The organism is Micromonospora sp. DT4, assembly GCF_049841675.1.
Classification (GTDB): domain Bacteria; phylum Actinomycetota; class Actinomycetes; order Mycobacteriales; family Micromonosporaceae; genus Micromonospora.
Genome location: NZ_JBNCKT010000032.1, coordinates 1 through 21,535, shown reverse-complemented (window position 1 = coordinate 21,535; position 21,535 = coordinate 1). Strand labels below are relative to the sequence as shown.

At 72.2% G+C, this 21,535-nt stretch carries 21 protein-coding genes and 1 pseudogene; 14 read left to right on the top strand and 8 right to left on the bottom strand.

Annotation, left to right across the window (positions count from 1 at the left end; translation table 11 throughout):
- The first annotated feature begins 85 nt into the window (after positions 1–85).
- The 6 genes from ACLQ24_RS12330 to ACLQ24_RS12305 all read left to right on the top strand — a co-directional run bounded on the left by ACLQ24_RS12330 (position 86) and on the right by ACLQ24_RS12305 (position 5,635).
- Positions 86–910, top strand: coding sequence for a MaoC family dehydratase (locus tag ACLQ24_RS12330; protein ID WP_425891340.1), 825 nt, complete (start codon positions 86–88; stop codon positions 908–910).
- Positions 911–1,007: 97 nt separating this feature from the next.
- The gene (locus ACLQ24_RS12325; protein ID WP_425891303.1) at positions 1,008–1,760 is read left to right on the top strand and encodes an NUDIX hydrolase; all 753 of its coding nucleotides are present in this window, start codon (positions 1,008–1,010) and stop codon (positions 1,758–1,760) included.
- Complete coding sequence (locus ACLQ24_RS12320; protein WP_425891301.1) at positions 1,757–2,722, top strand: serine/threonine protein kinase; 966 nt, start codon at positions 1,757–1,759, stop codon at positions 2,720–2,722. Before ACLQ24_RS12325 ends, ACLQ24_RS12320 begins: the two co-directional genes overlap by 4 nt.
- Before the next feature lie 10 nt (positions 2,723–2,732).
- Entirely contained in the window at positions 2,733–3,692 is a 960-nt protein-coding gene (locus tag ACLQ24_RS12315) for a hypothetical protein (protein ID WP_425891299.1), read from the top strand.
- Complete coding sequence (locus ACLQ24_RS12310; protein WP_425891298.1) at positions 3,689–4,966, top strand: adenylosuccinate synthetase; 1,278 nt, start codon at positions 3,689–3,691, stop codon at positions 4,964–4,966. Before ACLQ24_RS12315 ends, ACLQ24_RS12310 begins: the two co-directional genes overlap by 4 nt.
- Positions 4,967–5,014: 48 nt before the next feature.
- Positions 5,015–5,635, top strand: coding sequence for a DedA family protein (locus tag ACLQ24_RS12305; RefSeq protein ID WP_425891296.1), 621 nt, complete (start codon positions 5,015–5,017; stop codon positions 5,633–5,635).
- 178 nt (positions 5,636–5,813) lie between these two features.
- On the opposite strand, the gene ACLQ24_RS12300 is transcribed toward ACLQ24_RS12305, so the two are convergent.
- Positions 5,814–6,452, bottom strand: coding sequence for a TetR/AcrR family transcriptional regulator (locus ACLQ24_RS12300; protein WP_425891295.1), 639 nt, complete (start codon positions 6,450–6,452; stop codon positions 5,814–5,816).
- 68 nt (positions 6,453–6,520) lie between these two features.
- Here ACLQ24_RS12300 and ACLQ24_RS12295 point away from each other — a divergent pair, with 68 nt between their 5' ends.
- The 3 genes from ACLQ24_RS12295 (at position 6,521) to ACLQ24_RS12285 (ending at position 10,089) form a co-directional block, all read left to right on the top strand.
- Positions 6,521–6,973: an SCP2 sterol-binding domain-containing protein gene (locus ACLQ24_RS12295; protein WP_425891294.1), complete on the top strand. Its 453-nt coding sequence runs from the start codon at positions 6,521–6,523 to the stop codon at positions 6,971–6,973.
- Between the two features lies 1 nt (position 6,974).
- Complete coding sequence (locus ACLQ24_RS12290; protein ID WP_425891293.1) at positions 6,975–8,189, top strand: acyl-CoA dehydrogenase family protein; 1,215 nt, start codon at positions 6,975–6,977, stop codon at positions 8,187–8,189.
- Between the two features lie 337 nt (positions 8,190–8,526).
- A complete protein-coding gene (locus tag ACLQ24_RS12285) occupies positions 8,527–10,089 on the top strand; it encodes an AMP-binding protein (RefSeq protein WP_425891292.1) in 1,563 nt (520 codons plus the stop codon).
- Between the two features lie 5 nt (positions 10,090–10,094).
- Here ACLQ24_RS12285 and purD read toward each other — a convergent pair whose 3' ends face one another.
- Both purD and ACLQ24_RS12275 read right to left on the bottom strand, forming a co-directional pair.
- Positions 10,095–11,345 (bottom strand): phosphoribosylamine--glycine ligase, encoded by a 1,251-nt coding sequence (gene purD / locus ACLQ24_RS12280; protein ID WP_425891290.1) that lies wholly within the window; start codon positions 11,343–11,345, stop codon positions 10,095–10,097.
- Between the two features lie 105 nt (positions 11,346–11,450).
- Positions 11,451–11,999, bottom strand: coding sequence for a hypothetical protein (locus ACLQ24_RS12275; RefSeq protein ID WP_425891289.1), 549 nt, complete (start codon positions 11,997–11,999; stop codon positions 11,451–11,453).
- Between the two features lie 12 nt (positions 12,000–12,011).
- On the opposite strand from ACLQ24_RS12275, the gene ACLQ24_RS12270 reads away from it, so the two are divergent.
- Complete coding sequence (locus tag ACLQ24_RS12270) at positions 12,012–12,470, top strand: hypothetical protein (protein WP_425891287.1); 459 nt, start codon at positions 12,012–12,014, stop codon at positions 12,468–12,470.
- 77 nt (positions 12,471–12,547) lie between these two features.
- Here ACLQ24_RS12270 and ACLQ24_RS12265 read toward each other — a convergent pair whose 3' ends face one another.
- Positions 12,548–13,837, bottom strand: a complete 1,290-nt coding sequence (locus ACLQ24_RS12265; RefSeq protein ID WP_425891285.1) for an adenylosuccinate synthase — start codon at positions 13,835–13,837, stop codon at positions 12,548–12,550.
- 124 nt (positions 13,838–13,961) lie between these two features.
- Here ACLQ24_RS12265 and ACLQ24_RS12260 point away from each other — a divergent pair, with 124 nt between their 5' ends.
- Positions 13,962–14,981, top strand: a complete 1,020-nt coding sequence (locus ACLQ24_RS12260; RefSeq protein ID WP_425891283.1) for a hypothetical protein — start codon at positions 13,962–13,964, stop codon at positions 14,979–14,981.
- 382 nt (positions 14,982–15,363) lie between these two features.
- Here ACLQ24_RS12260 and ACLQ24_RS12255 read toward each other — a convergent pair whose 3' ends face one another.
- Positions 15,364–15,729 (bottom strand): hypothetical protein, encoded by a 366-nt coding sequence (locus tag ACLQ24_RS12255; protein WP_425891281.1) that lies wholly within the window; start codon positions 15,727–15,729, stop codon positions 15,364–15,366.
- Between ACLQ24_RS12255 and ACLQ24_RS12250 the strand changes: the two are divergent.
- Positions 15,708–17,509 (top strand): annotated as a pseudogene (locus tag ACLQ24_RS12250) (chromosome partitioning protein). The gene ACLQ24_RS12255 and the pseudogene ACLQ24_RS12250 overlap by 22 nt on opposite strands.
- Before the next feature lie 45 nt (positions 17,510–17,554).
- Here the strand turns inward: ACLQ24_RS12250 and ACLQ24_RS12245 are convergent.
- Entirely contained in the window at positions 17,555–17,983 is a 429-nt protein-coding gene (locus tag ACLQ24_RS12245; protein WP_425891279.1) for a DUF3151 domain-containing protein, read from the bottom strand.
- Positions 17,984–18,232: 249 nt separating this feature from the next.
- On the opposite strand from ACLQ24_RS12245, the gene ACLQ24_RS12240 reads away from it, so the two are divergent.
- Entirely contained in the window at positions 18,233–19,426 is a 1,194-nt protein-coding gene (locus ACLQ24_RS12240; RefSeq protein WP_425891277.1) for an LOG family protein, read from the top strand.
- Between the two features lie 51 nt (positions 19,427–19,477).
- On the opposite strand, the gene fbaA is transcribed toward ACLQ24_RS12240, so the two are convergent.
- Entirely contained in the window at positions 19,478–20,503 is a 1,026-nt protein-coding gene (gene fbaA, locus ACLQ24_RS12235) for a class II fructose-bisphosphate aldolase (protein ID WP_425891275.1), read from the bottom strand.
- Positions 20,504–20,639: 136 nt separating this feature from the next.
- Positions 20,640–21,023, bottom strand: coding sequence for a phage holin family protein (locus tag ACLQ24_RS12230; RefSeq protein ID WP_425891273.1), 384 nt, complete (start codon positions 21,021–21,023; stop codon positions 20,640–20,642).
- A gap of 120 nt (positions 21,024–21,143) precedes the next feature.
- Here ACLQ24_RS12230 and ACLQ24_RS12225 point away from each other — a divergent pair, with 120 nt between their 5' ends.
- Positions 21,144–21,356, top strand: a complete 213-nt coding sequence (locus ACLQ24_RS12225; RefSeq protein ID WP_425891272.1) for a hypothetical protein — start codon at positions 21,144–21,146, stop codon at positions 21,354–21,356.
- Positions 21,357–21,535 lie beyond the last annotated feature (179 nt).

Here is a 21,535-nt window from a genome sequence, read left to right as displayed (position 1 = left end):
CGCGTCCGCAGCCCAGGTGACCAGCGACCTCAGCGGTGACCGGCCGACCGGCACGGGCAGCCGCGACCGCGTCGAGCTGGCCCGGATGCCGGCGGCCGGGGCGCTGTACCGGCGGGCCGCGCTCGGGGCGCTGCCGGGCCTCGGCCGGGGGCAGCGTGGGACCGACCTGCCGGCTGTCGAGTTCGCCGTGCACGGGGTACGCACCGATCGGGCACACCTGGCCGACTACGACCGGGTCTGCGGGTTCCGGCTCACCGACCGGCTGCCCGCCACGTACCCGCACGTGTTGGGCTTTCCGCTGGCCCTGCGGTTGATGACCGCACCCGGCTTCCCCATCCCGCTGACCGGCGTGGTGCACGTCGGCAACCGGATCACCACGCACCGCCCGATCACTGCCGACAAGGTCCTCGACTTCACGACGTACGCCCAGGATCTGCGCCCGCACGGCCGGGGGCGGCAGGTGGACGTGGTGCTGGTCGGCTCGGTCGACGGGGAGGAGGTCTGGCGCGGCGTCTCGACGTATCTGGGTCGGGAGCGCACGACCGACGGCGATGCGCGGCGCGACCGGGGCGAGCGGCCCGAGGCGCCGGCCGCTACGGCCCGCTGGCGGGTCGAGCCCCGGGTCGGCACCGAGTACGCGCGCGTCTCCGGGGATCACAACCCGATCCACACCTCCCGGCTCGGCGCGCGGCTGTTCGGCTTCCGCCGGCCGATCGCGCACGGCATGTGGAGCAAGGCGCGTTGTCTCGCGGCGCTCGAGACGCGGCTGCCGGACGCCCACACCGTCGAGGTGGCCTTCAAGCTGCCCGTTCCGCTGCCGAGCACGGTGCACTTCGCCGTCCTGCCGGACGACGGGTTCGCCCTGCACGACTCGCGCGGCCGGCCGCACCTGGTGGGTCTCGTGCATTGACGCACCCCCTGCCGATCCCGGTTCGGGCTTGGCAGGGGCGCACGTCTGCGCTACGTTGTTCTCACAACGAGATGTTCTCAAGACGAGAGAGACTCCGATGAACGAGCAGGACTTCCTGGCCGCGTACGACCCGCGGGCCTACCCGTCGGTCGCCGTGACCGTCGACGTGGTGGCGCTGACCATCCGCGACGGCGAGCTGCACCTGCTGCTGATCCGACGCGGTGAGGCGCCCTTCGCGGGGCACTGGGCGCTACCCGGCGGCTTCGTCCGCCCGGAGGAGGACCTGACCACCGGTGCCCGACGGGAGCTGGCCGAGGAGACCGGGCTCGGTGGCGAGGGGCTGCGGCGCGTACACCTGGAGCAGTTGGGCAGCTACGGCGGTCCCGACCGTGACCCGCGGATGCGCGTCGTCTCGATCGCCCACCTCGCGTTCGCCCCCGACCTGCCGGACCCGGCGGCCGGCACCGACGCCGACGAGGCGATCTGGCTGCCGGTGACCGCGCTGAGCAGCCGGCAGCTCGCCTTCGACCACGGCCGGATCATCGACGACGCGCTGGAGCGGGCCCGGTCCAAGCTGGAGTACACGCCGCTGGCGACCCGCTTCCTCGCCGCCGAGTTCACGATCAGCGAGCTGCGCGCCGTCTACGAAACGGTCTGGGGGCACCCACTGCACCCCGGCAACTTCCACCGCAAGGTGCTCTCGGTGCCGGGCTTCGTCGAGAGCACCGGCGCCAGCACCGAACGCGGCGGCGCTCGGGGTGGCCCCCGCGCCCGGCTCTACCGGGCCGGCGACGCCCGGCTGCTGCACCCGGCGCTGCTGCGCCCCGCCCGCGAGGAGACGGTCCGATGAGGCCCGCCGAGGCCATCGACCTGGTCACGGCCGCGCGCACCGACGCCGACCTGTTCGGCACCGACAAGCCGGCCCGCCGCTACCGCGAGCTGGTCGCGGCCCTGCACCCCGACCGCCTGCCGACAGACCCGGGAGTACGCGCCGAAGCCCTCGACGCGTTCGTCCACGTCACGACCCGGTGGCAGGCCCGGCGGACCACCGTCCTCGGCGACTACCGGATCGGCGCACCGGCCCACTCCGGCGACCTGGCCGACCTCTACGACGTCGGCGACGATCGACTACTCAAACTCCCCAGGCAACCCACCGACAACGACCTGATGGCCCGCGAGGCGCACGCCCTGCGCACCATCGCCGAGCGGGGCGACCCGCGCTACCTGCCGTACGTGCCCCGGCTGGTCGACGAGTTCCGGCACCGCGACTCCGCCACCGGGGCAGAGCGGCAGATCACCGTGCTCGCCACCGCGCCCGGCCTGCACGACCTCGACGAGGTACGGCGCGCGTACCCCGACGGGTTGGACGCCCGGGACGCGGCCTGGATATGGCGGCGGCTGCTGGTGGCGCTCGGCCTGGCCCACCGGGCCGGCGTGGTGCACGGCGCAGTCCTGCCGCGCCACGTGCTGATCGAGCCGGCCGCCCACGGCGTGGTGCTCGTCGACTGGTGCTTCTCGGCCCGAACGGACGGCACGATCCCGGCGCTCGTGCCGAACCACGAGGACTGGTATCCGAAGGAGGTCCTGCGCAGGCGGCCCTGCGGTCCGGGCACCGACATCGCGATGGCCAGCCGGTGCATGAGCTGGCTGATGGGGCCACGCGCACCCCGCGAGCTGGACACCTTCGCGCAGGGCTGCCGGCAGCGCGCCCTGGACGCCCGACCCGACGACGCCTGGCGTCTGCTGCGCGAACTCGACCAGGTGCTGGACCGGCTCTACGGGCCACGCACCTTCCGACCCTTCACCCTCTAGAGGAGCTGTCATGGGCAGTGGAACCTGGTCCACCGACGTGTACGACGCCGCCGACCGCTACCGGCGGTCCACCGGCAAGAGCGCCTTCTCCTACAGCGACAGCGGCGCGCGCACCGTGCACCCCGCGCTCGACCCCCGGGACGCGACCCGGGAAAGCCGCGACTCCGCCGAGCACCCCCGGTCGACGCCTGTCGCGGTGCTCTTCGACGTGACCGGCTCGATGCTCAAGGTGCCGCGCGTCCTCCAGACCAAGCTGCCGCAGCTCCTCGGGCTGCTGCAACGGCAGGGCTACGCCAGCGACCCGCAGATCATGTTCGGCGCGATCGGCGACGCCACCTGCGACCGGGTGCCGTTGCAGGTTGGCCAGTTCGAGTCGGACAACCGGATGGACGACGACCTCGGCCGCATCGTCCTCGAAGGCGGTGGCGGCGGGCAGATGACCGAGTCCTACGAGCTGGCCATGTACTTCATGGCCCGGCACACCGCAACCGACAACTGGGAGAAGCGCGGCCGACGCGGCTACCTGTTCATCATCGGCGACGAACTGGCGTACCCGCGGGTCAAGGCCCGGGAGGCGGCCGGCCTGATCGGCGACAACCTCACCGAGGACGTGCCGCTGCGGCAGGTCGTCGACGAGGTGACCCGCCGCTGGGACACCTACTACCTGCTCCCCGCCGGCAGCCACTACGCCGGCAACGCCAAGGTGCTCGACTTCTGGCGGGACCTGCTCGGGCAGAACACCGTCGTACTCGACGACCTGGACGCGGTCTGCGAGACCATCGCGCTCACCATCGGCCTCGGTGAGCAGGCCATCGACCTGGACGAGGGCCTGCGACACCTGGACCGCGCCGGCTCCGGCGCCACCGGGACCGTGTCGAAGGCGCTGGCCCGGCTCGGCCGGGGGCGGCGGTCCGAGGTGTCGACGCTGCCGGCGTTCCACGACACCGCGAGCGGGGTGACCCGGCTGTGAGGCACGTGGCGGTGGTCGACCTCGGCTACGGCGACGCGGGCAAGGGCACGGTCGTGGACTGGCTCTGCGCCACCCGGCCCGTGCACACGGTGGTCCGCTTCAACGGGGGCGCGCAGGCGGCGCACAACGTCGTGCTGCGCGACGGGCGGCACCACACGTTCGCCCAGTTCGGCGCGGGCACGTTCCATCCCGGTGTCGGCACGCACCTGTCCCGGCACGTGGTGGTGGACCCGCTGGCGCTGGCCGCCGAGGCCGACCATCTCGCCACGATCGGGGTGCCCGACGCGTTCGACCGGCTGACCGTCGACGGGGCGGCACTGCTCGCCACCCCGTACCACCGGGCCGCCAACCGGGCCCGCGAGATCGCCCGGGGAGCCGACCGGCACGGCTCCTGCGGGCTGGGGGTGGGTGAGGCCGTCGCGTACGGTCTCGCCCACCCGGACGACGCGCCCCGGGTCGCCGACTGCCGGCACCCTGCCCTGCTGCGCCGAAGGCTGACCACCCTGCGGGACCGGTTGACCGCCGAACTCGGCCCGCTGGACGCGCCGCCGGTCGAGGACTGCCTGCCCGCGTTCACCGGGTTCGGCGGCCGGGTCGCCATCGTCGACGGGAGCTGGCTGGCCGGGGCGCTACGTTCCGGGACCTGCGTCTTCGAGGGCGCGCAGGGGGTGTTGCTCGACGAGTGGCACGGCTTCCACCCGTACACCACGTGGAGCACCACCACGTTCGGCAAGGCGGACAGCCTGCTCGCCGAGGCGGGCCTGGCCGGCGACGTGACCCGGATCGGTGTGCTGCGCGTGGTCACCACCCGGCACGGCCCCGGCCCGCTGGTGACCGAGGACCCGGCTCTGCCCTTCGCTGACCGGCACAACCCGACGAACCCGTGGCAGGGGCGCTTCCGGTTCGGCCACTTCGACGCGGTCGCCCACCGGTACGCCCTCGCGGTGGCCGGCGGTGTCGACGGCCTGGCGCTGACCCACCTCGATCTCGCCGGCCCCGACCTGCGGATCTGCCGCCGCTACGACACAGGCGACCGGCTCACCCCGGGGCCGCCCGGCGACCTGGACCGGCAGGCCGCGCTCACCGCCCGCCTCCTGCTTTCCCGTCCGGTGTACGACGACCCACCGGCCGACTGGGCCGAGGCGGTGGGCGCGGAGTTGGCCACGCCGGTGGTGCTGACCTCGCACGGGCCCACCGCCGACGACAAGCGGGCGCACGGTCCGCTCGTCGCCCCGGCAGCTCTGGCCGATAGCGCCGCGACCGCTGGTGCGTGATCCGGCGACTCGGCCACCAGGCGGATCGCGCCCGGCGAGCATGGGGGGATGGACGCCCTGCTCGACCTCCTCCGTGGGACGGTCACCTCGCCCTGGGTGTACCTGTTGATCTTCGGACTCACCGCGGTCGACGCGTTCTTCCCGGCGGTGCCCGGCGAGGCAGCCGTGATCACCGCCGGGGTGCTGTCCGCCAGCGGCGGTCATCCCAGCCTGACCCTTGTGATCGTCAGCGCCGGCGTCGGCGCGTTGGTCGGCGACCACATCTCGTACGCCATCGGACGTGGCGGCGGCGCGAGCCGGCTGGCCCGGCTGCCCGACGGCAGCCGTCGGCGGGCCGGTTCCGAGTGGGCCCGACGCGCGGTGGACCGCCGGGGCGGGATGATCCTGACCACCAGCCGGTACGTGCCGGGTGGCCGGACCGCCGTCACCCTCACCATGGGCGCCGTGAGCTACCCCCGCCGCGCGTTCCTGCTGTACGACAGCATCGGGGCGTTCACCTGGGCGCTGTACTGCGGGCTGCTCGGCTACTTCGGCGGCCTGGCCTTCGAACGGGACCCGATACGTGGGGTCCTGGTCGGTGTGGGGGTCTCGGTGATCGTCACGTTCGGCCTGGAGGGAATCCGCTGGCTGCGCCGACGAGCCCACCGCCACGCCGCCTCCCGCCGCTGACCCCTCGCTGTCTGCCCGCTACCGCCGTCCGGCTGGCTGGATCCCCTGGGCGGTCCCCTGCTCGGGCTGGGTCTCGCCCTCTCGGTGACGGTGGTCGTCGAGGTGGTTCGCTGGCTCTGCGGACGCCGCGCGGCGCGTGCCTGCCAGCCGGGCCCCGACGCCGTCTCCGCCGAGGCCGTCAGTCGGCCGGCGGACGCCAGGTGACGCCGTGCAGAAGCTGGGCGGCGCCGAGCCAGGCCACGTTCATCATCCGGGTGGCCGTCTTCTCCGGGTCGGCCTCCGGGTGGTCCGCGAGCCAGTCGGCCAGCGACTCGGTCGCGCCGACCAAGGCGTACGCGACGACCTCCAGGTCGGTTGGCGCGATCTCGCGGCCCTCTTCGCGCAGCGCGTGGTCGAGCATCCCGGCGACCACCTCGACCAGCCGGGCGCGCATGGTGGCCAGTTCACCCGCGAACGGCTGCTCGCCCCGGGCCTGCCGGTAGAGCACCGCCCAGCCGTCGCGGTGGGCGCCGACGAAGCCGAAGAACGCCTTCAGCCCACGCCACAGCCGCTCGTCGGCGGGCAGATCGGGGGCGGCGGCACCGGCGATGGCCTGCATCATCCGGGTCCCCTCCCGGTGCAGGCAGGCGACGAACAGCTCCTCCTTGGTGCCGAGGTACGCGTACACCATCGGTTTGGAGATGCCGGCGTCCTCCGCGATCTCGTCCATGTTGGCGGCGTGGAAGCCGCGCCGGGAGAAGACCTTCACGGCCGCGTCGAGCATCTGCTGCTCGCGGACGGCGCGCGGCAGGCGCTTGAAGGCGGGAACGGTGGACACCTTGCGAGCATACCTACTCGTGCGTAGGGTTACGCGCGAGTAGCCAAATCTTCCGGAAGGCGCGTCTCATGACTGACTTCGACCCGGCCAACTTCGCCAATGTCGGGCCCAAGGAGTTCGCCCAGCTGGTCAAGTCCACCCCGGACGACAAGATCGCCCAGGTGATGTCCGGTGACCTGCGCGGCAAGGTCCTCGGTGAGGTGTTCGGCCGGATGCCGTCGCTGTTCCGCGCGGACCGGGCCGGCTCCACCAACGCGGTCATCCACTGGATCATCACCGGCCGTCCGGACGGCGGCAGCGACACCTACGAGGTGGTCATCGCCGACGGCAGGTGCGCGGTGAATGAGACCCCGCAGCACGACCCGAAGCTGAGCCTCACCATGGGCCCGGTCGAGTTCCTGAAGATCGTCTCCGGTGGCGCCAACCCGGTGATGATGTTCATGACCGGCAAGCTGAAGGCGAAGGGCGACCTGGGCCTCGCCGCCAACATCGCCAACCTGTTCGACATCCCCAAGGCCTGACATGGCCGAGTTCTCGCTCGACCTGAACGAGGAACAGCGGGATCTACGCGACTGGGTGCACGGCTTCGCCGCCGAGGTCGTGCGCCCGGCCGCCGCCGAGTGGGACGAGCGCGAGGACACCCCGTGGCCGGTGATCCAGGAGGCCGCCAAGGTCGGCCTCTACGGCTTCGAATTCCTCGCCACCTGCTGGGCAGACCCGACCGGACTCTCCCTGCCCATCGCCAGCGAGGAACTCTTCTGGGGTGACGCCGGCATCGGGCTGAGCATCTTCGGCACCTCGCTCGCCGTCGCCGCCATCTACGGTGCCGGCACACCCGACCAGATGGTCGAGTGGGTGCCGCAGTGCTTCGGCGACGTCGACTCTCCGGCCGTCGCCGCGTTCTGCACCAGCGAACCCGAGGCCGGCTCCGACGTCGGCGCCATGCGCACCCGCGCCGTCTACGACGAGGCCAGCGACGAGTGGGTGCTCACCGGCCAGAAGGCGTACGCCACGAACGGCGGCATCGCCGGAGTGCACGTGGTCACCGCCTCGGTCGACCCCACGCTCGGCTCGCGCGGCCAGGCGGCGTTCGTCGTACCGCCGGGCACCCCCGGCCTGGCCGCGACCCGCAAGCTGCGCAAGCTGGGTCTCCGCGCGTCCCACACCGCCGACGTCTTCCTCGACGGGGTACGCGTGCCCGGCCGCTGCCTGCTCGGCGGCAAGGACGCCCTGGACGAGCGGCTGGCCCGGGCCCGGTCGGGGCAACGTGCCTCCGGCCAGGCGGCCATGCGCACCTTCGAGCTGTCCCGACCCACCGTCGGCGCACAGGCGCTCGGCGTGGCCCGAGCCGCCTACGAGTACGCCCTGGACTACGCCAAGGACCGGGTCCAGTTCGGCCGGCCGATCATCGAGAACCAGGCGGTCGCGTTCGCGCTGGCCGACATGCGGATGGAGATCGACGCGGCCCGGCTGCTGGTGTGGCGGGCCTCGTGGATGGGCCGCAACAACCGCCCGTTCACGGGGGGCAAGGGCTCGATGTCCAAACTCAAGGCCGGTGAGGTCGCGGTGTCGGTCACCGAGAAGGCCGTGCAGCTCCTCGGCGGGGCAGGCTTCCTGCGCGACCACCCGGTGGAGCGCTGGTACCGCGACGCCAAGATCTACACCATTTTCGAGGGTACGTCCGAGATCCAGCGCCTGGTGATCTCCCGGGCGATCTCCGGCATGCAGATCCGCTGACGCTCCCGCCGCCGGCCGCTGAAGCGGTTCCTCCGCTCCGACCGGCGGTCCTTGGGGCCGGCGGCCGCCCAGGGCGGCGGGGTCCTTGGGGCCGGCTGCCGCCCAGGGCGGCGGCCTGCGGGCCGGCGGTCGCTCCGACCGTCGGCCCGCCCGGCCGGCGGTCGTTCGGGTCGGGTGTCGCCCGGTCCGGCCCGGGCGGCCCGCTCCTGTCTATCCGTGCCGACTACATCACCCCACGCCGACGTCGGCTGGGCCCACCGACGCGCCGGGTGCATGCTCAAGGAAGACGCCCCGACGATGGGGCTGTCCCGCGTACCACCCCGAGGAGGTCTGCGGCATGGACCTGCCGTTCGTCGTCACCACGCTGACCCGTCGCGGTCTGCTCAACCCGGGCCGTCCGGTCCGGATCGCCTCGCAGATCAACGCGCTGCGTACCTGGGGATGGAGCCTCGCTGGCGAGCTGCTCCAAGCGGCCGCCCGCGACCCCGGCCGACCGGCGGTCATCGACGAGGACGGCGTCGAGTTGACCTATCAGACTCTCCTCGACCGGGCCGAGCGGATGGCCCGGTCAATGCGGTCCGGCCTCGGCGTACAACCCGGCGACAGGATCGGCGTGCTCTGCCGCAACCACCACGGACTGATCGAGACGATCGTCGCGGCGACCCTGCTCGGCGTCGACGCGGTCCTGGTCAACACGGGCCTCTCCGCCGCCCAGTTGGCGACCGTCGCCGAGGAACAACGGCTGCGGCTGCTGGTGCACGACGACGAGTTCGCCGAACGGGTCCTCGGTCTCCCCGCCGAACTGCCCCGCCTCGACGAGCGCGCCCGCGAGGAGTTGGTGGCCGGGGCCTTGCCGGGCGAACTGCACCCGCCGGAGCGCGACGGCCGCATCATCGTGCTCACCTCGGGCACCACCGGCGCTCCCAAGGGCGCCCGCCGCCCCACACCCAACGGTTTCGGGCCGCTCGTGTCCATCATCGACCGCATTCCCCTGCACACGAAGGAGCGGGTGCTGATCGCCGCCCCAATCTTCCACACCTGGGGATTCGCCGCCCTGCAGGTATGCTTCGCGCTGCGTGCCACCATCGTGCTGCACCGCCGCTTCGACCCGGCCGCCACGCTCGCCGCCCTGGTGGCACACCGCTGCGACGCCCTCTTCGCCGTCCCCGTGATGCTCCAGCGGCTGCTGGAGGTGCCCCCGCCGGACCCGTGCCCGACGCTCAAGGTCGTCGCGGTCAGCGGGTCGGCCCTGCCCGGTGGGCTCGCCCCGAAGTTCATGGACGTGTACGGAGACGTCCTCTACAACCTGTACGGATCCACCGAGGTCTCCTGGGCATCCATCGCCAACCCGGCGGATCTGCGCCAGGCGCCCACCACGGCCGGCCGACCGCCGCACGGCACCCGACTGGAACTGCTCGACGCCAACGGCCAGCCGGTGCCGGAGGGACGGGTCGGGCGCATCTTCGTGGGCAACGAGATGCTCTTCGAGGGCTACACCTCCGGCGCCACCCGGGAAACCCGCGACGGGTTGCTCGACACCGGCGACCTCGGCCGACTCAACGCCGACGGGCTGCTCTTCGTCGACGGCCGGGCCGACGACATGATCGTCTCCGGGGGCGAGAACGTGTTCCCGTCCGAGGTGGAGGATCTGCTCGCCCAGCTACCGCAGGTACGCGAGGCGGCCGTGATCGGCGTACCCGACCCCGCGTACGGCCAGCGCCTGGCCGCGTTCCTCGCTCTGCACCCCGGCGAGACGCTCGACCCCGAGGCGGTCCGCGAGTACGTCCGGCACTACCTGGCCCGCTTCTCCGTACCCCGGGACGTGGTCTTCGTGAAGTACCTGCCCCGCAACGCCACCGGCAAGGTGCTCGCCCGGGAACTACGGCGCTACAACGGCTGACAAGCTCAGCCCGGGATCGTGATCCGACCCTCGATCGCGGCGGCGGCGATGTCGTTGCGGTGCTGCGCGCCGACCAACTCCACCCCGTCCACTAGGGCGTACGCCGCGTCCCGGGCGGTCGCCAGGTCGGGGCCGGTGGCCGTACCACAGAGGACCCGGCCGCCGGCGGACAGCAACGCGCCGTCGCTCGCCCGGCGGGCGGTACCCGCGTGGATGATGCCCGGCCGGTCCGCGCCGGTGATCACGTCACCGCTGCGCGCCGCGGCGGGATAGCCCTGCGCGGCGAGCACCACGGTGACCGCGGCGCCGTCCCGCCACCGCAGCGGCGGATGCTCGGCCAGCGTGCCGGTGGCCGCCGCGTGCAACAACCCACCCAGCGGGGTCTCCAGCAGCGCGAGCACCACCTGGGTCTCCGGGTCACCGAACCGCGCGTTGAACTCGATCACCCGAGGGCCGGTGGCGGTCATCGCGAGGCCGACGTAGAGCAGCCCCGCGAACGGCGTGCCCCGCCGCCGCAACTCGGCAAGCGTCGGGTGGACCACGTCGCGCATGACGTCGTCGACCAGGCTCGGCGGCGCCCAGGGCAGTGGCGCGTACGCTCCCATGCCGCCCGTGTTCGGGCCGGTGTCGCCGTCGCCGATCCGCTTGAAGTCCTGCGCGGGCAGCAGCGGCAGCGCGGCCTCCCCGTCGGTGACCACGAACAGGCTGACCTCCGGGCCGTCGAGGAACTCCTCGACCACGACCCGGCCACACTCCGCGGCGTGCGCCAGCGCGGCGGACCGGTCGTCGGTCACCACCACGCCCTTGCCAGCGGCGAGACCATCGTCCTTCACCACGTACGGTGCGCCGAACTCGTCGAGCGCCCGCGCGGTGCTCTCCTCGTCGGTGCAGACGTACGCCCGGGCGGTCGGCACACCGGCGGCAGTCATCACGTCCTTGGCGAACGCCTTGGAACCCTCCAACTGGGCGGCCTCGGCCGACGGGCCGAACACGGCGATGCCCTTGGCACGTACCGCGTCGGCGACACCGGCGACCAGCGGCGCCTCCGGACCGATCACCACCAGGTCAGCAGCGGTCTCCACCGCCAGCGCGGCAACGGCGGCCGGATCGGTCGCGGTGACGGACCGCAGCTCAGCGACATCGGCGATCCCCGGATTACCCGGAGCGGCGATCAACGCCGAGACAGCCGAATCGCGCACCAACCCGAGGGCAAGCGCATGCTCGCGCCCCCCACCACCCACCAAGAGAACCCGCACAACCGCCCACCCTACCGCCCCACCCCCACCCACCCCCGCCCCCCGCCGCAGCTTCGGTGATCATGAGGTTGGCGGGGCCAGTTTTGATCCACTAGGTCGCTAATCTCATGATCGATGAGGTCGGGCGGCGGCGATGGCCTGGCGGACCGCCCAAGGGATGTAATCGGGTTGCATCGTGTCCTGCCAGGTGAACCGGAGGACGGTCCAGCCGGCGTTGACGAGACGGTTCTGGCGGCGCCGGTCGGCGAAGACTGCCTCCGGGAGGCTGTGGACATCCCGACCGTCCGCTTCCGCGACCACCTGCGGGCGGCGCCAGCCGAGGTCACCGACCCCCAGGAGGTAGCCGTCCGGATCACGGATCTCTAGCTGGAGAACGTCGGGCGGCACCCGACCATCGACGCAGCGGAGGCGGGTGCGGGTTTCCAACGGTGACTGAGACCGGCCGTCGGCCTCGGCGAGGTAACCCCGTGCCGCGACCGCGCCCCGCCGACCCTTGATCAACGTCGGAATGCTCGCCAGGCAGTCGACCGTGAGCAGGCCACGATTGAGGGCCGAATCGAGCACCGAGACCGAGGCGTACCGGTGCTCCCGAAGGATGATCTCGCTGACGGTCGTCAGCGGCGTGGTTACCGCGATTCCGTTCAGCCTGCACACCGTGGCCGGCGGATGTTCGAGCTGGTGCAACACAATGGCCGGATCTGCGATCCGCGCCAACCTGGCCGCCCTACCGGGCAGCGCCACGTGGATCTCGTCACGTTGCGGCAGGCCGGCAATGCCGTGCAGTTCAGCCGCCGTCCCGAATACCGCGTGCGCGGGCGGACCCAGCGAGAGCACGCCAGCGCGGATGCGACATCGACGGCCGAGCGGGTCGCCGGGACGGCCACGCGTCAGGTAAACCGCCCGGGCCGCCCGCCGCCACCGGCCGACGGCTGCAAGCTGATCGATATCGTTCCGGCTGAATCCGACCCGCATCGCCTGCCCCCGGGTGACCAACCCATCTTACTCGGCAGCGATGGAATGCAAGAGGTCTGTGCGATTCACGGCAGTCACGCTGCCGCGCCGGGCACCCGGCACACCATCCCTGTGGACAACCCTGTGGACAACACCTCCCGCGGCCTCTGGTGATCATGAGGTTGGCGGGGAACTCGATCTTCAGAGGCCTCGCCAACCTCATGATCACCTGGGCGAAAGCGCCCGGGGGGTTAGGGGAGGAGGGGGTGTTGGACTACGTTTTCGTCTCGGCCTGGGCCTACGCCGATGACGCTCACCCTCGTGTTGCAGAGTTCCTCGATGCGGGCGATGTAGCGGCGGGCGTTCTCCGGGAGGTCCTCGGGGGTGCGGGCCTTGGTGATGTCCTCCCACCACCCGTCCAGCTCCTCATACACCGGCGTGGCGTGGTGGAAGTCCGTCTGGGTCATCGGCATGTCGTCGACCCGCTCGCCGTTGATCTCGTAGCCGACGCAGATCGGGACCTTCGGCAGCCCGGTGAGCACGTCCAGCTTGGTGATGACCAGGTCGGTGACGCCGTTGAGGCGGCAGGCGTACCGGGCGACCACGGCGTCGAACCACCCGCACCGGCGCTCCCGGCCGGTGGTGGTGCCGTACTCCGCGCCGATCTTGCGCAGGTGCGTGCCGTTGGCGTCGAACAGTTCGGTGGGGAACGGCCCGGAGCCGACCCGCGTGGTGTAGGCCTTGCTCACCGCGATCACCTGGTTGATGGCGGTCGGCGGGATGCCGGCGCCCACACAGGCGCCACCGGCCGTCGGGTTGGACGAGGTCACGAAGGGGTACGTGCCGTGATCCATGTCCAGCATGGTGGCCTGGGCGCCCTCCAGCAGCACCGTTTCGCCCCGATCCAGGGCGTCCCAGAGCATGGCCCGGGTCTCGGTGATGTACGGCTTGAGCCGCTCCGCGTACTCCAGGTACTCCTCGACCGTGGCCTCAAGGTCGATCGCCTTGCGGTTGTAGACCTTGAACAGCATCTGGTTCTTCTCGCGTAGCGCGAGTTCCAGCTTCTTGCGCAGGATGCCCGGGTCGAGCAGATCCTGGAGCCGGATGCCCATGCGGGCGACCTTGTCGCCGTACGCCGGGCCGATGCCCCGACCGGTGGTGCCGATCCGGGACGAGCCGAGGTACCGCTCGACCACCCGGTCCAGCGCCCGGTGGTGCGGCATGATGAGGTGCGCGTCACCGGAGATCCGCAGCCGGGACACGTCCACGCCGCGCGCGGCGAGACCGTCGATCTCGGCGAGGAGCACCTTCGGGTCGACCACCACGCCGTTGCCGATGACGATCATCGCGCTCGGCGAGAGCGCCCCGGAGGGCATCAGGTGCAGCGCGTACTTCTGGCCGTCCGGGGTGATCACCGTGTGCCCGGCGTTGTTGCCGCCGGAGTAGCGCACGACGTAGTCGACCCGCTCACCCAGCAGGTCGGTAACCTTGCCCTTGCCCTCGTCGCCCCACTGAGCCCCGATGAGCACGATCGCTGGCATCTCTTCCGCCTCCAGAAGGCTCGGGTGCCAGGTGGCGACCGGTTGGCGAGCCCGGGGTGTCAGGTTAACAAGTAGTGACGGCGCGACCGGCAGGGGTCGCGCCGAGAGGCAGGAGGATCCTTCGGTGTACGACGTGGTGCTGCTCACCCTCTCGTCGGAGCGGGACGCTTCCGGCGGGTGCGGCAGCGGCGGGGCCTGCTGCGGCGGCACGACAGCAACCAGCGCGGATACCGACGGGACCGACACCGAAGCGACGGACAGTTGTGCCACCGACCGGCCCCGGGTGCCGGTGCTGGCCTGCGCCGACGCGCTGACCGCGCGGGGCGCCCTTGTGCAGACGGTCACCGCCCGCTCGGACGCGGAGATCGACGCCGTACTCGCTCAGCTCGACGGCCCGGCCCGCCCGGACGGTCTCACCTGGCCGGACACGGACGGCAAGACCCGGCTGGTCGTCGCCACGGCCAGCGACGGTCAGTTGCGCGCCGTGCTGCGCCGGCTGGTCCGACGGTACGCGCCAGCGCCGAGTCGCCGCCCGGCGGACCTGCGTGACGACCGGACCCTGCCCGACCTGCCGCCGGTCGCCGTACTCCCTCTCGACCCGGCGCGCGGCGGCATCCAGCGGGACCTGGCCGCGCAGCTCGGGTTGCCCCGTGATCCGGCCGCCGTGGCCGCTGCGGTGCTGGACGGCACGCCGCGCCGGCTGGACCTGCTGCGCAACGACGGCGGCTCGGTGACCCTGGACGGTGCACTGCTCGGGGCCGCCGACGAGGCGGGCCGCCCGCTGCCCTGGCGGGCCCGGGTGGAGGTCGACGACACCATCCTCACCGACGGTGACGAACCGCTGTTGGCCTGCGCAGTCGGCAACGCCGGCGGGTACGCGTCGCTCGATGACGTGGCGTTGCTGGCCGCGCCGGACCCGGCGGACGGCCAGGTCGAGGTCGCGGTGGCCGTCCCGGTGGTCGTCCGGTCGGCCCTGGGTCGCAAGCGGGTACGCCTCGAAGTGCGGCGGGCGCATGGACGGGCGGTGTCGGTGCTGCCCCGCGAGGGAAAGGTGCCCTACCTCGACGATGGCGTCGAGGGGGAGCTGACCCGCAAGCGCTCGTGGTGGGTCGAGCCGGGCGCCTGGGCGGTCTGGGCGGTCTGACCCCGGTTGCGCCGACCGGCCCTGGTCGGCCGGTCGGCCTATCCTCGCAGGAGGACTGGGGAGGAACCGTAATGGACAAGAACGCCGACCGGGCGCAGGTGCCCGGCCAGCAGCCGGTGCCGGAGCGAGACATCGAACCACTCTGGCCACCGGATCCGACCGAGCAGGGCGCGGGTGAGGTGGTGCCGCCGTGGGCGGCGGTCGCCAAGCAGCGGAGTGGCCCGTCGCCGTCCGCGCCACCGGCCGTCTCGCCGCCGATCGCCGCACCGCCGATCACCGCACCGCCGGCCGTCTCGCCGCTGATCACCGCACCGCCGGCCGGCCGTCCACCGGTACCCGGGCAGCCGGGCGCCGCCGCTCTGCCCCCGCCGTCCCCGTCGGACTACCCGTCGCTGACCGGGGCGGTGCCGCCACCGACCGGCTGGGGAACCAACGGGCCGGGCGGGCCGGGCACGGGCTGGGCACCGGCGCAGCCGAGCTGGCCGCCGGCCGACCCGCCGCCCACTCCACCCGCGTCGACGGCGCCGCCCACTCCCTCCACGGCCCCTGTTCCGTCGACGGCACCGCTTCCGCCTGCGGTGGGCGGACTCGTCGATCCCGGCAACGACTCGTCGCCGTCGACCACCGGCGCTCCGGCCACCGACAGCGCCACGCCGAACCCGGCCACCACGACCCCGGCGACCACCTCCGCGTCAACCTCCGCGTCAACCTCCGCGTCGTCGGGCGGTGCGGGCGGAACAACAGGCACCGGGGCAACAGGCACCGCGACCCGACCGGCCGGAACCAAGACCGGGGCAGCAGGCACCGCGACCGGGGCGGAACCGGCGGACGAACCCGGCCAGCGAACGGTCCCCGGGCCGCCAGCCGTGTCGGGCGGCGGCGTCGACCTGGATATGCCCTTCTCCCTGGACCGCCCGTCGGCCCCAGTCGCAGCCGCCGACCGAGCGGCCACCGCAGGCCCAGGCACGACAGGCCCGACCGCCGCAGGCCCAGGCACGGCAAACCCTGCCACCGCAGGCCCAGGCACGACAGGCCCGACCGCCGCAGGCCCAGGCACGACAGGCCCGACCGCCGCAGGCCCAGGCACGACAGGCCCGACCGCCGCAGGCCCAGGCGCGGAACCGGCGTCGCGGGGTGGCGGGGAGAGCGTGCCTGCCGTCGGGGCGGCGCGGCCGGCGACCGAATCCCCCTGGGCGTATCCACCGCAGCGACCGGCCAGCCCGCCACCGTCGGCGGATCAGGCCAACATCCCGCCGCCGCCGATTCCCGCCCCGCCCGTTCCGCCACCGCCGACGCCTGCCGTCGACAACGGCGGCGCGGTGAGGCAGACGTACGCCGGGCAGACCTACGCCGGGCAGATGTACTCGACGGCGATCCCTGGTCAGGCCGGCCCGGCACCGGTCGAGTCGCCGCAGCAGGACGCCGTGCCGGCCCCGCCGCCGGGGCCGTTCCCACCGTCGCCGGGCTGGTATCCGCCACCCTGGCAGCAGGGCGCGGCCGCTGTTTCGCCAGCGCCGCCGCAGCAGTGCCAGGAAACCGACCCGGTGGCGCGGGTGCCGGCCACGGGTTACCCGGACGCCACGTGGACGCCGGAGACCACGGCCGCGCCGACCGCCGAGGACTTCGCCCGTCGCCGGCAGGTACGACCCGCCGACCCGGTGGCCACCATGGGCGTACGGGCGGTGGTCAACAAGATGGGTCTGCTCCGGCTCTCGCCGGGGCGGCACGAGCAGGAGCTCAAGCGGGACATCGAGATGGTGCGCCGCAACTTCGGTGGGCTGCGGCAGGTGACAGTGGTCAACCCGAAGGGCGGCGCCGGTAAGACGGTGGCCATCCTGCTGCTGGCCATGACGTTCGGTCAGAAGCGCGGCGGCTACGTGCTGGCCTGGGACAACAACGAGACCCAGGGCACCCTCGGCATGCGGGCCCAGCAGGACTTCCACTCCCGCACGGTGCGGGACATGCTGCGTGATCTCGGGCAGTTCCAGGGCGCGCACGGGCGGGTCGGTGACCTGTCGCAGTACGTCCGCTCGCAGGGCGAGGGCATGTTCGACGTGCTCGCCTCGGACGAGTCGGCCACCGGTGGCGAGATGCTGACCGCTGCCGCGTTCGCCGAGATCCGCGAGGTGGTCAGCCGGTTCTACAAGTTGATCTTCGTGGACACCGGGAACAACGTCCGGGCGCAGAACTGGCAGGCGTCGATGGACGCCACCGACCAGCTCGTGGTCACCATGTCCGCGCGTAACGACTCGGCGGAGACCGCTGCTCGGATGCTCGACCACCTGGAGCAGAGCGGCCGGCAGCGGCTGGTCCGGCAGGCGGTCACCGTGGTGTCGATGCCGCCGTCCCGCAAGGAGATCGACCTTCCGGCCATCCAGGAGCACTTCGCGGCCCGGACCCGGGCGGTGCTGCTGGCGCCGTACGAGCGGCTCATCGACAGCGGCGAGCCGATCCGGTACGGCGGTCTGTCCTCGGCCACCCGGGACGCCTGGCTGAAGATCGCGGCGGCGGTCGCCGAGGGGCTCTGAGCAACCGACGGCCGGCCCGATGCCGGGCCGGCCGTCGAAGCGGGGTCAGTTGCTGGCCAGCGCGTCCGCCGCTTCCGGATCGCAGTCGCGCAGGAACTGGGCGCAGCGGGCCGCCTCGTCGGCCTCGCCGATCTCGTCGGCGGCCCGGGAGAGCACGTACAGGCAGCGCAGGAAGCCCTGGTTGGGCTCGTGGGACCACGGCACGGGCCCGTGGCCCTTCCAACCGTTGCGGCGGAGCTGGTCCAGGCCACGGTGGTAGCCGGTGCGGGCGTACGCGTACCCCGTCACCACCGCACCGGCCGCGAACGCCCGGGCCGCGAGCGCGCCCCAGGCCGCGCTGAAGGTCGGGAAGCGGGCCGCCACCTCGGCGAACGCCTCGTCGGTGCCGGCCTCCTGGGCAGCGGCCAGGGCGGCGTCGGCCTCGTCGTTCGCGGGCAGGAGGGTGGCCGGTGGCTCCGGCAAAAGGTTCTGCATCGCCCCATTCAACCCGCTGGACAGGGCGACATGCGAGCGGGTCGGCGGACGCGTTCCGCTGAACGGCTGAGGAGTTCATCACGCCTGCGGCCTATGCCGCCGCCAGGTGTTTTCCACTACAACTAATGGTCCGGAGCCTCCCCAGGAACCGGTTAAGCAGGAGCCCGGTGGCCACGACCACCGGGCTCCTGTCGTTTCCGGGGGCCGCCCGGGGTTTGGTCGGCCCCGCCAAAGGGGCAGGATGGCCGGGTGCCGACCCCACCACCCACGGACGTCATCGAACCGCACCTGCACGCCGACGAGATCCAGACCCGGGACGAGTTCGACCGGCAGTTGGTCACCGGCCGCCTGACCGGGCTGACCGTGCAGGGGCTGCGCCTCGACCTCGCTCCGATGCCCGACCTGACCGGCGTCGACGTCACCGGCACCCTCTTCGTCGGTTGCCGGTTCGCCTCCCGGGAGGTCGGCGCCGACCTGGTCCGGCGCGGCGCGAACGTGGTGCCGCCGTTCTCCGGGCTGCCGTACCCGACCCAGCCGGCGCACCTCTACACCCCGGACGACCTCGCTGCCGGGTTCGTCGAGGGCGGGTTCACCGGGATGTACGACATCCGGGTCTACGAGCACTACCGGGCGCACGGCGGCGCGCTGCCGGACGTGAAGGAGGCGCTCGGCCAGCGGCTGCACGACCATGGCGTGGACAACGCGCTGGGCGACGCCACCCGGGCCTGGCTGGCCGCGCACGGGTCGCAGTCGGTGGTGGGCATCATGGGCGGGCACGCGGTGCGGCGCGGCAGTCCCGCGTACCGGATGGCGGTTGTGCTGGGTTGGGAGCTGGCGCGGGCCGACCGGCTGGTGGTCACCGGCGGCGGTCCTGGGGTGATGGAGGCCGCGAACCTGGGCGCGTACCTGGCAGACCGACCGGCGGCGGACCTCACCGCGGCGATCGACCTGCTGGCCACCGCGCCCGACTTCACCGACCACCACCGGTACACGGCGGTGGCGTTGACGGTCCGGCAGCGGTACGCGGGTGTGCCCCGGCAACGCGGCGACGATCTGGGCTGGGCGCGAAGCGGTGGGCTGGCCATCCCGACCTGGCTGTACGGGCACGAGCCGGCGAACCTGTTCGCCGGACGGATTGCGAAGTACTTCTCCAACGCGATCCGGGAGGACACCATCCTGCGCCTCGCCCGGGGTGGCATCGTGTTCGCGCCGGGGCGGGCGGGCACGGTGCAGGAGGTGTTCCAGGCGGCCACCAAGACCTACTACGGCACCGACGGGGCCAGCGGCGCGTACATCTTCCTGGACCGTGACTACTGGACGCGGGAACTGCCGGTGGAGGCGCTGCTGCGCCCGCTGCTGGCCGCCTCGCCGTTCGGTGACCTGTCGTCGACGATCCACCTCACCGACGACGTCCGGGAGGCCGTCCGCCTGTTGACGGCGTGAACGGCGACGGCCGACCCCCGCACGGGGAGCCGGCCGTCGACGGGTACGTCGTTACTTGGTCATCGTGGTGCCGGTGGAGCGCAGGTGCTCGCACGCCTCGACCACGCGGGCGGCCAGGCCGGCCTCGGCGGCCTTGCCCCAGGCGCGCGGGTCGTACTGCTTCTTGTTGCCGACCTCGCCGTCGATCTTCAGCACGCCGTCGTAGTTGCGCAGCATGTGGTCGGCGACGGGCCGCGTGAAGGCGTACTGGGTGTCGGTGTCGATGTTCATCTTCACCACGCCGTAGTCCAGGGCCTCACGGATCTCGCTCAGGAGCGAACCCGAGCCGCCGTGGAAGACCAGGCTCAGCGGCTTGTCCTTGCCGTACTTGGCGCCGACCGCCTCCTGGATCTGGTTGAGGATCTCCGGGCGGAGCTTGACGTTGCCCGGCTTGTAGACGCCGTGCACGTTGCCGAAGGTCAGCGCCGCCATGTAGCGGCCCTTCTCGCCGAGGCCGAGCGCCTCGACCATGGCCAGGCCGTCCTCGGTGGTGGTGTAGAGCTTGTCGTTGATGGCGTTCTCGACGCCGTCCTCCTCGCCGCCCACGACGCCGACCTCGATCTCCAGGACGATCTTGGCCTTGGCGGCCTCGTCGAGGAGCTGGGAGGCGATCTGCAGGTTCTCGGCGACCGGCACGGCCGAGCCGTCCCACATGTGCGACTGGTACAGCGGCTCCTCGCCGCGCTTCACCCGCTCCTGCGAGATGCCCATCAGCGGGCGGACGAACTTGTCCAGCTTGTCCTTCGGGCAGTGGTCGGTGTGCAGCGCGATGTTGACCGAGTACTTCTTGGCCACCTCGTGCGCGTACGCGGCGAACGCCACCGCGCCGGTGACCATGTCCTTGATCGAGGGACCGGACAGGTATTCGGCACCACCGGTGGAGACCTGGATGATGCCGTCGCTCTCCGCGTCGGCGAAGCCCTTGAGCGCCGCGTTCAGCGTCTGGGAGGAGGTCACGTTGATCGCGGGGTACGCGTACCGGCCAGCCTTGGCGCGGTCCAGCATCTCCGCGTAGGCCTCGGGGGAAGCGATGGGCATGTGATGCGCTCCTTACTTACCACTCTCGGCCGTACTGGCCGCTGTTGTTCGTCTGTGCGCCGGACCGCGCTGTCCTCCGCCCGGCAGTATCCCGCAGGTGGGGTGCGCAGGCCCAACCGAGGGGGGTGTCAGCCGCTCACCGGCTGTCCAGACGGTCCGGCACGATGACGCTGATCAGCCAGGTGACCACTGTCATCACGATCGCTCCCCAGAACGCCGCCCAGAAGCCGTCCACCTGGAACGGCAGGTCGAGCCCGCGGGCGATCCGGTCGGTGAGCAGGAAGAGCAGCGCGTTGACGACCAGCGCGAACAGGCCCAGGGTCAGCAGGTAGAACACGCAGCCGACCACCCGGATGATCGGCTTGAGCACCGCGTTGACCACGCCGAAGATGAGCGCCACCACGATCAACGTGAGCACCGTGTTGCTACCCGAACGGCCGTGCACGTCGACGCCGGGCACGATCAGCGTGGTCACCCACAACGCGACAGCGGTGATCGCCAGTCGGATGAGGAAGCCCACGGCACCATCCTGGCACCGGCCCGCGCCATCATGGGTTGATTCCGCCGACTCGGCTTCCGCGCGCGGCGCCGACACAGCCCGTACGGTGGGGAGAATCGTGCCCGAGAACCCGGAGGGACCATGGGTCAGCCCGATGAGGACTTCACCCCCGGCGACCACCTCGCCGCAGACGAACGCGATCCGGAGGCGGAGCCGGCCGACGCGGTCGAGCAGGCCACCATGGTCGGCCCCGCCGACGTCGACGCCGAGCCGCACCGCGGCATGGAGGTCGACGACTGGGACGCCATGGAGCAGGCCCGGGTGGTCACCGCGGACGAGGACGACTACCGCTGACCTGCTGCGCGACCGGCTGTCCGTTGCGGCAGAGGTGCTCAGCCGTTCGGGTCGTTAGACAACTATCGATAAAACTGGGTAACCGAAAGCGCCGGGGTCTCCCTAGTAGAGCGTCGTGTCTAACGTTCTGGGTATAGGTGGCGGAGTCGGGTACGGGCGTCGTTGGTGGTGAAGTGCCA